We start from the raw sequence: 10,475 nt of genomic DNA on the forward strand, positions 1-10,475 counted from the left end.
TCTACATCTTCACCGCATTCTTTGTCTGTCTATAAATCTCCAGCCGTGACAGTGATTTCGGACTATTGTTGGTCTGATTTACTGTACGGCTGTTGTCGTTATTGTAGTAGTTATTGACCACAGAACTTTCAATTCCGCCGTTCATGATAGCACCTGTCATTCCGTCAAGTTTGTAGCTAAGGTCGGTATTAAGAGCAATTTTCATTGTATCCGCAACACCGGATACCGCCTTTGCAATAACCTTTTTGCTTTTGATAATGCCGTCTGCTAACCCCTGCATAAAGTCCGGCATCCAGCTTTCGTATTCGGTAAGAGGTCCCACGTCCGGCACAGAGAAGTGCAGATAGCTTCTGATGGTATCCGCCACATCGGTACAGGCGTCGGAAATCCAGCTGATACAGCTTTTGATACCGTCAACAATTCCGCTGATGATATCCGAACCCCAGCTGAATGCATCACTCGCCAGTCCCTTTACAAAGTTGACCGCCTTGTCAAATCCACTCTTAATCGTATCGTAAATACCGCTGATTGTATTGGAAATCGCTGATTTTACGCTGTTCCAGATGCTTGTCACAGTAGAACGTATGGTATTCATCACCGATGAAATTGTAGAAGAAATGCTGTTCCAAACGGAAGATATTGTATTTCTGATTCCGTTTACAACACCTGAAATCGCACCGCTGATGGTGTTCCAGATGGAGGAAATTACCGATTTGATGGTGTTCATCACACTTGAAATAAAGCCTGAAATTGCGTTCCATACCGTGGTGATGATATTTGAAATCGTACTCATCACTGTGGAAATCGCAGTACTGATTGCATTCCAGATGGTTTCAAAGAATGACTTAATGCCTTCAAGCAGAGGGGTGATAAACTCCACAATGGCATTCCATATGGTCTGTATCTTCTCAGAAATCCAGTCCATCACATTGCTGATAATGATATGTATTGCCTGAAAAATCGTCTCAAACAGATATTTCAAGGCTTCCAAAAGCGGAGATATGAACTCATATATCGTATTCCATATGCTTGAAATCGTATTGTAGATTGTGGTGCATACCGTAGAAATGACCGTCCATATGGCATTGAAAATGGTGGAGAAGAAATCGTGAATGCTTGTCAGGATTCCTGCGAAAAAGTCATAAACAGCCGTAAAAATAGAAACCGCAGTATCGTGAATAGCAGTTACAATTCCCGTAAAGAATGAAGATATCGCATTCCAGGTGTTCACAAAGAAATCGGCAATGGACTGGAAGAAAGAGCAAATGCTGTCCCATATGCCAATGAAGAAATCCTTGATTGCCGTCCAGACCTCGTCCCATGAAGTGCCGAACCAGCCAAGGAATACATCTAACACACCTGTCAGCGTGTTCAGAATATTGCTGAGTGAGTTTACAATGAAATCCCATATGCCTGTAAAGAGGTCTTTTATGCCATTCCAGCACTGATCCCAATCTCCGGTAAACAGACCGATGAAAATGTCGAGAATACTTAAAATGGTGTCGGTTACGAAAGAAAAAATATCTGCAATGTGCTGAAATACGCCCTCAAACAGTGGGGCAAGAACTTCACAAAGTCCATTCCACACGGCTTTCACCAGTTCTCCGAAGCTCTCAAAGTCAAAGCCGAGAGCATTGATGCGGTCGACGATTCCGGAAGTAAGCCTTTCAAATGTAGCTTTTATCTGTTCCCAAATGGAGAGAATGCTATTTTTGAAGTCCTCATTGGTATTCCACAGATTTACAAAGGCGGCAACTAATACAGCAACGATTGCAATCACAGCCACCACCGGTGCAGAAATACCGCCAATGGCAGCTCCAAGAGTGGAAAATGCTGTCTTTGCACCTGCAATTATAGTCGGAACTTTGCTGATAAAAGTCATCAGACTTCCCACCGAGGATATGACTTTGCCGATTACCACCAATAAAGGACCCATTGCCGCAGCAACGAGAGCAACTTTCACAATCGTCTCCTTTGTGGCAGGGTCCATGGCGTTGAGTTTATCAATAAATTCCTGAATTTTCGTTACGATTGATCTGATGACAGGCATCAGAATTTCGCCGAAAGAAATAGCCAGTTCTTCCAGCTGTGATTTTAAGATAGTCAGCTGACCGCCAAGGTTGTCCTGCATTGTTTCCGCCATAGAAAGCGATGTGCCGTCACAGTTCGCAATCGCAGATGACAGCTTTTCAACGTCCTGGGGTGCAGCATTCATCAAAGCCAAAAAGCCTGACATGGCATTCTTGCCCACAAGAGCCTGTGCTGCGCTTGCTTTTTCAGATTCAGACATCTGGTCAAATGCCACTCGGCAGTCGGCAAGAATATCGGAAAGGTCACGCATGGAGCCGTCCGCATTGCTGGTTGCAATCTCCATTTCTCCGAAAGAAGAGGAGCAGAATTTGACCTCACTGGAAAGTGCGGTCATAATGGAACGCATGGAAGTACCGGACTGTGTGGACTTGATGCCTGCGTTTGCCATTAAGCCTAATGCCTCGGCTGTATCTTCACAGGAGAATCCCAAAGCACCCGCAATCGGAGCACAGTACTTGAAGGATTCACCAAGCATAGATACATTGGTATTGGCGTTGGAACTTGCAGAAGCGAGAACATCGGCAAAATGACCGCTGTCAGCAGCGGATAAGCCGAATGCAGTAAGCGCATCAGTGACAATATCCGATGTGGTTGCCAAATCCTCACCACTCGCAGCCGCAAGGTTCATGATACCGTCAATACCGGAAAGCATATCGCCGGTTTTCCAGCCTGCCATAGCCATGTAGTTCATTGCTTCAGCAGCTTCCGATGCTGAGAACTTCGTTTTCGAACCCATTTCACGAGCCTTATCACGAAGCTTTTCAAGGTCATCACCGGTTGCACCGGATACAGCTGCGACCTTCGACATAGCAGAATCAAAGTCAGATGCTGTCTTGACTGCTGCTGTACCTGCGGCGGCAATCGGAACTGTAACCTTTGTGGTAAGTGTAGCACCAACATCGAAAATCTTGTCCCCGACATTCTGGAGAATCTCTCCGGCTTCACCGATTTGCTTCAAAGAGTCCGATGCTTTGCCGGCTTCGGTTTCGAGATTGCGGAGTTCCTGTTCGGTTTCGATAATTTCTCGCTGTAATGCGTCATACTGTTCCTGAGAGATTTCACCATTGGCGAGTGCAGTATTGGCTTGTTCTGCGGCAGTTTTCAGCGTGGTGAGTTTCTCCTTGGTAGTAGCAATGCTGTCAGCAAGCAGCTTTTGTTTCTGGGAAAGCAGTTCTGTATTTTTCGGGTCAAGCTTCAGAAGCTTTTCCACGTCCTTCAGCTGCGTCTGAGTACTCTTGATGTTCTTGTTAACACCTTCCAGAGCCTTGGAAAGTTTGGTGGTATCACCGCCGATTTCAACTGTAATGCCTTTGATTCTGTTTGCCATGTGGTTTCACCTCCTGCAAAAAGGCATGAAAAAAGCACCTGCCGTAGCAAGTGCTTTGTGTGTATTTAATATTTTAGGCTCTTCCGCTATTTTGTAAATATTCAAGAACAGCATCAACAATTGAAGGGTGCCACGCATCAGCATCGAATACTTGACTGCTGTATATGGTGTACTTAACCCCGTTTTTTGAAGTGAGCCAATGATCTCCAGAATGAATAAGGATGCCCATTTTCTCTAAAATCAGATTTAAGGCATGAACACTTTTGACATTGCATCCCATTTTTTGAAGCCTTTTGACAACTTCGATCTTATACAGATCACCTAAAGCATTGTACGGCATACAAATCATTCCTCCTTACATAAATGGCAGTTATTTTTTGTCATGAAAGCTCACAACATATTCTGACGGAACTATTTTTGTGTCCAGCTTTCTTCCGGTATAGAAAAATTCCATCAATTTGGCAAAGTCTCGCACCTCTTCCTCGGTGTCCTCAACAAAAGCTTTTTTATTGTGATTGAAGAACACCTTTGCCTCTTCCATTGTTTGATATGTTGCTTTCATGTTTGTTGCCACTGTTCGTAGAGAGTATTGATACATATTATCATAAAAATCAGTTGGAATTGAAGTCAAATGAGCTTTATTGTCTTCAAGCCATTGAGTCGTCTTTTCCTTCCCAAATTCTTTTAATGTTACTAACACTAATTTATCGATCAAAATAATGTTATGGTTGTCATTAGCATATAAAAAACTCAGCACCTTGTATCGAATAATAGGCGGGAGCAAAGAAAAACAGCTAACTATCTTTTGGTTCGTGCCAAAAGTATGCTTGGAAAAGAACTGAATAAATAAGCAAGAAATAAGATCAAGTAAATGCTCATAGATCTTGTTATAATCATCTTGTGTTATTTGCGAACGTACTTTTGAATGTGAACAGGAATTCGCTGCGTAATAGTCAGTTGTATCATTCTTAACAGCAAGAATACATTTCTTAAAATGGTCTCCGTATGTGAGAGCTTTTACAGTCTTTAGGACTTCCTTGTCACCGATTGTCAACTGATCATCTGGATTATAATCGATCAGCTTCCTTACTATTATTTCAGAAAGCAACCTCATTTGAGCAATTTTTCCACGGTAAGATGAATCAACATAAAAAATATCATGCAGACAATCTCCAAGAATATAAGCATAATCTTCATCTCTAAAATTACTCATATTTCCACCCCTTAGAATCTTTTCCTTTATTATACTGCATAAAGAGAAAAAAGTAAAGAGGCTATTTAGAAATTATCAAAATCCGCCTGTCCAGCGACCTCATTCCAGCCATCGTAATCATCATTTTCACGTTCCGTGAACATATCATTGATAAGCCCAATTGTCAGCAAATCCAGCTCGGTCATGGAAAGACCGAGCTGTTTGCATCTCAGGAGAAAAAGCGGAGTAGTCATCGGCCGGTCAGTCGGGCGATGTTTTTTTTAGACTCAACCTGTGTTGCTGTATTCAGTCCCCACAATTCAATCAGCTGAGGAAGAATCTCATAAATACTAAACGTATTGAACCGTTCCAGGAAATCATCAGGGCTGTCGGGAACGTTTTCCGGGTCGGCGTGTTTTGCCATGATGTAGGCGATGTTCTCGAAAACCTCAAGGCTCTCAATATCGAGTTCGCTTTTGTTCTCATCTCCCTCTTCCACATCCGTTTTCAGCGATGCAAAGTCCTTGTAAATATCCCTGTGGAACTTCAGACGATAAAGACGTGGCACAGCTGCACTTGCCTTGAATGGTACCTCCATACCGTCAATGGTAATATTCTTCTTGATAGACATAGCAGTACCTCCTTAAGATGTCTTGGTAGTTGTTGTGGCTGTTTGTGTACTTGGGCTGTAGGGTGTCTTGAACCAGTTGTTGTAAACTGTATCCGATGTACTTTCAGTTGTCTTGGACTTTACAAGACCCGTCGGCAAAGGCGTCGCCTTGAGCGTCAGCTTTTCCGTCTTAACTTCTGTGCTTTCCTCTGTAGTTGCAGATTCTGTCGCAGGACGTGAAGCTGAGCAGCAATACATCACGTGTCTGATGTGGTGCTTGTCTCCAAGAAACTCAAACATCAATGCAAACTGTGCAAGTTCTGTATCATTTCTTTCCACAAGAACGCCGTTGTTGTCGAGAATTTCTCCAAGGATTTCCGTCGCAAATTCGGTTGTGATAAGGGCAATTTCAAGGTCACCGGTGTAGCCGGCGTTGTTGTTAATCACGTAATATACACCGTTGTCCGCGTAAAAATTCTCGGCCTCGCCGTTTGCATCAATAGATAACGATACAGCACCCGGCAGATGCTTTGACTCTCCATATGCAGGGAAAGTCCTGTTGCCATCGGAGTCTACACCCCATTCGTTAATCTTTGCCCAGTACACATTCTGCAAACCGAATTTAACCTTATTCTTTTTGTTTGCCATAAGTTATACCTCCGTTTCGTAAAGTACTTCATAGAGTTTTTCGGACTCTATCCATACTTCTGATTTTGTATAGTAGATTTTATGACGTTTCAGAACCTGTTCTATCTGCTTTTCCAGTTCAGGATTCTTAATGTCTGTATATAATTCAATATCCAGCTGTTTAAAGCTGAAATACATCTGATTATCCGCAGAAAATGTATTCTCTCCGGGAGATAAAAATAGTAAAAAAGGAGGTGCTGGACTTTCGCCCTCAGCGAAATGGTGGTAAGCAAAAGGCAGCCCCATTTCTTCCATCATTTCTGCGATTTGTTCGTAGGTCATTTAAGTGCCTCCTCGATCAGTTTTTCAAACAGCTGTACGCCGTTTTCCTCTGCAGGGGATATATGCGCTTTTCCTGCCACACGTCCGCCGCCACGCTTGGCGTGGCCTTTTTCAAGGAGATGTGCCAACTGATAGCGATTCTTACTGTGAACAGTCATTTCCAGAGAATGGCTGTTTTCCTTTGTCTTTTTAACTGCCCAGCTTTTTGCGTAAGCACCGGTGTCCTTTGGTGCATTGGCGGAGATTTCTTTTTTTACCTCTGTGGCAGTTTTCTTTACAGCCTTTTTCATGCTTTCATTTGCAAGGTCGGCGTATTCCGTCAGACCTTTCATGATTTCAGCAGCCATATTATCAATTGAAGTCATCGGGGACACCTGCCTTTCTTGTTTCTCCCTCAATTTTCAGGTAATCGTTGTGGTCATAAAGGGGAATAATTCCTGTGATGTTGTAGATACTGTTTCGGAACAGTATACGGAAATTGGTGCTGTTGATGTTCAGTGATGCAGGGCTTTGACGAACGAGAAATTCAAGCTTCTGTACCTCTTTGGTTATTCCTGCATCAGTGGTTTCACTTGCTGTTTTCACGGTCACATTTGCCCACAGGGAGAATGTTTCTTCCCATTTGGTGATATGGTTGCTGATCTCGTCAATAACAGTTCTGTGTTCCAGAATGGTAATTCTCTGATTCAGATTTCCGATTTCCATTACATCACGCCCTCTCTCTGTGCAAACAGAATTGACCTGAGATTCAGCGTTAGCTTTTGATAATCGGGATTACTTCTGTTTTCATAAAGATAACCAAGTGCGAAAAGCATCGCTGTCCGCACCGTATCTTCATTTCTGGCAAAAGCATCCTCGTCCATTCTGCCAACGTCCATTACCAGATTTTTAGCTGTAAGCAGCAGATTCTGAATCAACCTGTCGTCCTCATCGTAATCCACTCTCAGATAATTTTTCGCTTCTTTCAGCGTTATCATTTACATCACGCTTTCTTGATGGTAAGTGTCTTAATAGCCTCCGGGAGAATCAGTTTGCCGTCCAGTCTCTGACTTGCAAGAAAGCCAACCTGTCCGGTCATAGCAAAGAGTTCATTCAGTCGCTTGAAAGAGCGTCCCTGTCTGTCAGCCACCCAGTAGTAACTAAAGTCACCGAATGCCATACACTTGTTGCCAGCCTTGATTTCCGGCACATAGCTTGATGTTTTGTAAGGGCGATTGAGAATGGTATCCGGCACACCCGCCTGCACAGACGGATTCCAGATATAGTTGCCTGTGTTATCCTTCAGCTTACGAAGTGCCTTAACCGTGGAATCGTTGAGAACCCACACAGCCTTCTTGCGGTACGGACTTCTGAGAGAATAGAACAGTTCCATCACATCATCAAAGGTAATGTTTGCACCGGTTGTTGTTGCACCATCTTCTGCACCGCCTACGGTATGGAAGATACCTGTCGGCTTGCCCTTGCCGTCACCAACAAAGAATGCCTCTTCTTCCTTTGCACCGATACGACGGGCAAATTCACGGGCAATGTAGGACGGCAGGTCAAATACACTGTCGTTCAGCAGTTCCTCAGAAATCTTGATTGCTGTTCCCAGCTTATATGCGGAAAGCGATGCCTGACCGAATGTATCATCGGAGAGCGTATACTGCTGCTCCTCGTCCATCCAGACTGCTTCGCCCTTGGAAGTCACAATCGGAATCTTGCGGTCGCCGTTGGAAGTCTTGATAACCGTTGCCATCTGACGGAAGATACTTTCTTCCTCCAATGCTTCCACCAGTTTTCGTTCGTGAGGTAGCAGTGTGCCGCCTTATCATCTTTCGATGACAGGTTTGCACAAAGCCCCTCCCAAACCGTGCTTACACCTCTCGATGTACACGGCTTTCCATTCATTATTGACATGTCATTTATTTTGTTCCCTGTGAATCTTTTTGAAGCATTTCGGGCAAACAATCAACGTTTTACGTCTCATGTGAAGCATTTTCTTGCCCCATTCCGTAGTGCTTTTCAGATTCTTCATTTTACCTGCATGATAAATACAGCAGGAATCACTATTATCACCACACAGCTCACATACCCCTGCGCTTAACCGCACATATTGTGACAGCTTTTTCGGGTCAAAGGATTTGTATTGCCATGGGTCTTTATCGGACATCAACTTACCGGCTTTGCAGTCAGCTAACGAGACAAGCTTTGCATATTTGATACCGCCTTTAACTTCATGGGGAATAGCCCATTTGCCATCATGACGATATTTTTGGATGATTTTTCTCGTTGTGCTGTTGCTTTTGCTTGCAAGCGTCTTTAGACAGCTATATTCCATAAGATAACGGAAATAATTCAGCTTATCATAATTCGCTGCTAAGCAGTAATAATTGCAAATGCCACGGATTTGTGCATTATACCTGTTCACAATATCCACTTCCGAAAGATGTCTTAATCTTGGAACGCAAACCGCCCAGATTTCTCCGTTTGGTTTTTGTTCTATGATGTCGTTTTTGAACAGGAACTGCATGATCTTATCTTCGAGAGGTACAGTTAATTCTACAGAGTTATTCAGCGTTCTTTGTTTAACACCGTTTGCCTTTTTCTTTATCTTCTGGCTTCGGCGTACCGCAACGTCATAACCAAGGAAACGTACTCGTTCAGCACTGTGTGTGATCTTTGTTTTCTCAGCACTCAACTCTAAATGGTACTGCGTTGATAGAAATTCTCTCAGAATCTCTTTAATTTCTTCACAGTCTTCTCTGCTTCCGCTGATTCCAATTAGAAAATCATCAGCATATCGGCAGTATACAAGCTTTTTATCGTCGGACATTCTTGCGGGCGTTTTCAATTTTTGATTGCACACCGCTTTATATTCCTTGATTGCAAGCTCACGTTCCTCACCTTTTACCCTGTCAATCTTCTTTTGAAGTGTCTGCCTTCTTTTCGCTAAATGAAGATATTCCGGTGTCTGGTGTCGTGTAGACTGCTTATCGAACTTTTCCTTGAGTTTCATGACTTTCCGGTCAAGCTCATGCAGGTATATATTTGCCAGAATAGGGGAAATGATTCCGCCCTGTGGTGTACCGGAGATTGTGGTATGATATTGAAAATCTTCCACATAACCTGCTTTCAGGAAAGCTCTGATAATATTGATAAATCTGCTGTCCTTGATTTTGACTTCTAACGTTTTAATAAGCACTGCGTGGTCTATATTGTCAAAGCAACCCTTGATGTCGCCTTCTATGAACCATTTTACAGAACGAAAATTTGTCTTTATCTGGTCGAGAGCTGTATGACAACTTCTCTCCGGTCTGAAACCATGTGACTGGTCATAAAATAACGGTTCATAGATTGCTTCCAGAAACATTCTAACCGCCTCTTGCAGAAGTTTATCTCGAAATGACGGAATACCCAGTGGGCGCATTTTTCCGTTCTGTTTCTTGATATATTCTCTGCGCACAGGCTTCGGTTTGTACTTTCCTGACCTCAATTCTTCAATCAGTTCATGCACATATTCAGCACTAAAACCGTCAGCAGTGTCGTTGTCACTTCCGGGAGTCATTGCTCCACTGTTTGCATATAATTTCTGGTAAGCTGCAAAATAAATGTCCTCTCTCAGAAGGTAGCGAAAGAGTCTTGTAAAGACTCCGTCGTGATGTTCCGAGGAACTTTTATTGACACGCTCCAAAATCTCCGATGTTGGATTCATGAGGATTCTCCTCCCTTTCATCTTCTTACTTTGGAATTAACAAACTGCTTCCCTTCGCCATGTAGTGGGCGTTATCCACCTCGGACTACTACGGAAGCTCCGTTGCCATATGGAATATTCAGTCTCGAATAGACATAGCCTTTCGGCATTTCCACTTAGGCAATCCCTGTTTAACGATGCTTATAGGCAAGTGATAACTGTCGGATATCATTTCGGTTTATCTCACGTGTTCTCACGCTTGCTTCATGACCTATAGCAGACACCATAACGAATTCAATATTATGGTGGGGTCATGAGAGTGGTTTCAGGATAATTTCCACACCCTCCCACGAAAAAGGAGCTAACCTTTGCTTTGGCAATCCAGCCTTATCCTTATGTTATCTTGTCATTGCAGGTACTACTCGCCTCATATCCTTTTGACGTTTCCTGCGTTTCTGCCGTGCTGTGTTCCCGTGTCCAGTTTCCTGTCATCGGTTAGGCAGATTGACAACCGCTCTGCTGTGCGGTGTAGAGCCTAATCTACTGTAAACATCGCCTTTTACAGGCGCACAAATTCATCCGGCACAAGATAGCCACCCTCAGTATCTGTACC

10 protein-coding genes and 1 pseudogene are annotated in these 10,475 nt (G+C 43.4%); all 11 read right to left on the reverse strand.

Annotated features, from left to right (window positions below; translation table 11 throughout):
• Position 1: 1 nt before the first annotated feature.
• The gene (locus RUMCAL_RS04590; protein ID WP_021681410.1) at positions 2-3,418 is read right to left on the reverse strand and encodes a phage tail tape measure protein; all 3,417 of its coding nucleotides are present in this window, start codon (positions 3,416-3,418) and stop codon (positions 2-4) included.
• A 73-nt stretch (positions 3,419-3,491) separates the two neighbouring features.
• Positions 3,492-3,758: a hypothetical protein gene (locus tag RUMCAL_RS04595; RefSeq protein WP_021681412.1), complete on the reverse strand. Its 267-nt coding sequence runs from the start codon at positions 3,756-3,758 to the stop codon at positions 3,492-3,494.
• A gap of 30 nt (positions 3,759-3,788) precedes the next feature.
• Positions 3,789-4,631: a hypothetical protein gene (locus RUMCAL_RS04600; protein ID WP_021681413.1), complete on the reverse strand. Its 843-nt coding sequence runs from the start codon at positions 4,629-4,631 to the stop codon at positions 3,789-3,791.
• Positions 4,632-4,860: 229 nt separating this feature from the next.
• Positions 4,861-5,241 carry a hypothetical protein gene (locus tag RUMCAL_RS04605; RefSeq protein WP_021681415.1) on the reverse strand — a complete coding sequence of 127 codons (381 nt, stop codon included), beginning with the start codon at positions 5,239-5,241 and terminating at the stop codon, positions 4,861-4,863.
• 12 nt (positions 5,242-5,253) lie between these two features.
• The gene (locus tag RUMCAL_RS04610) at positions 5,254-5,868 is read right to left on the reverse strand and encodes a major tail protein (protein WP_021681416.1); all 615 of its coding nucleotides are present in this window, start codon (positions 5,866-5,868) and stop codon (positions 5,254-5,256) included.
• 3 nt (positions 5,869-5,871) lie between these two features.
• The gene (locus RUMCAL_RS04615) at positions 5,872-6,189 is read right to left on the reverse strand and encodes a hypothetical protein (RefSeq protein ID WP_021681417.1); all 318 of its coding nucleotides are present in this window, start codon (positions 6,187-6,189) and stop codon (positions 5,872-5,874) included.
• Complete coding sequence (locus tag RUMCAL_RS04620; protein ID WP_021681418.1) at positions 6,186-6,554, reverse strand: HK97 gp10 family phage protein; 369 nt, start codon at positions 6,552-6,554, stop codon at positions 6,186-6,188. Before RUMCAL_RS04620 ends, RUMCAL_RS04615 begins: the two co-directional genes overlap by 4 nt.
• Entirely contained in the window at positions 6,541-6,894 is a 354-nt protein-coding gene (locus RUMCAL_RS04625) for a phage head closure protein (protein WP_021681419.1), read from the reverse strand. Before RUMCAL_RS04625 ends, RUMCAL_RS04620 begins: the two co-directional genes overlap by 14 nt.
• Positions 6,894-7,166: a head-tail connector protein gene (locus RUMCAL_RS04630; protein WP_021681420.1), complete on the reverse strand. Its 273-nt coding sequence runs from the start codon at positions 7,164-7,166 to the stop codon at positions 6,894-6,896. Before RUMCAL_RS04630 ends, RUMCAL_RS04625 begins: the two co-directional genes overlap by 1 nt.
• Positions 7,167-7,171: 5 nt before the next feature.
• Positions 7,172-7,996 (reverse strand): annotated as a pseudogene (locus RUMCAL_RS04635) (phage major capsid protein); the annotation flags it as partial.
• Positions 7,997-8,089: 93 nt separating this feature from the next.
• On the reverse strand, positions 8,090-9,883 hold the full coding sequence (locus RUMCAL_RS04640) for a reverse transcriptase domain-containing protein (RefSeq protein WP_040647004.1): 1,794 nt from the start codon (positions 9,881-9,883) through the stop codon (positions 8,090-8,092).
• Positions 9,884-10,475: the final 592 nt, after the last annotated feature.

Source organism: Ruminococcus callidus ATCC 27760 (genome assembly GCF_000468015.1).
Lineage (GTDB): Bacteria > Bacillota > Clostridia > Oscillospirales > Ruminococcaceae > Ruminococcus_C > Ruminococcus_C callidus.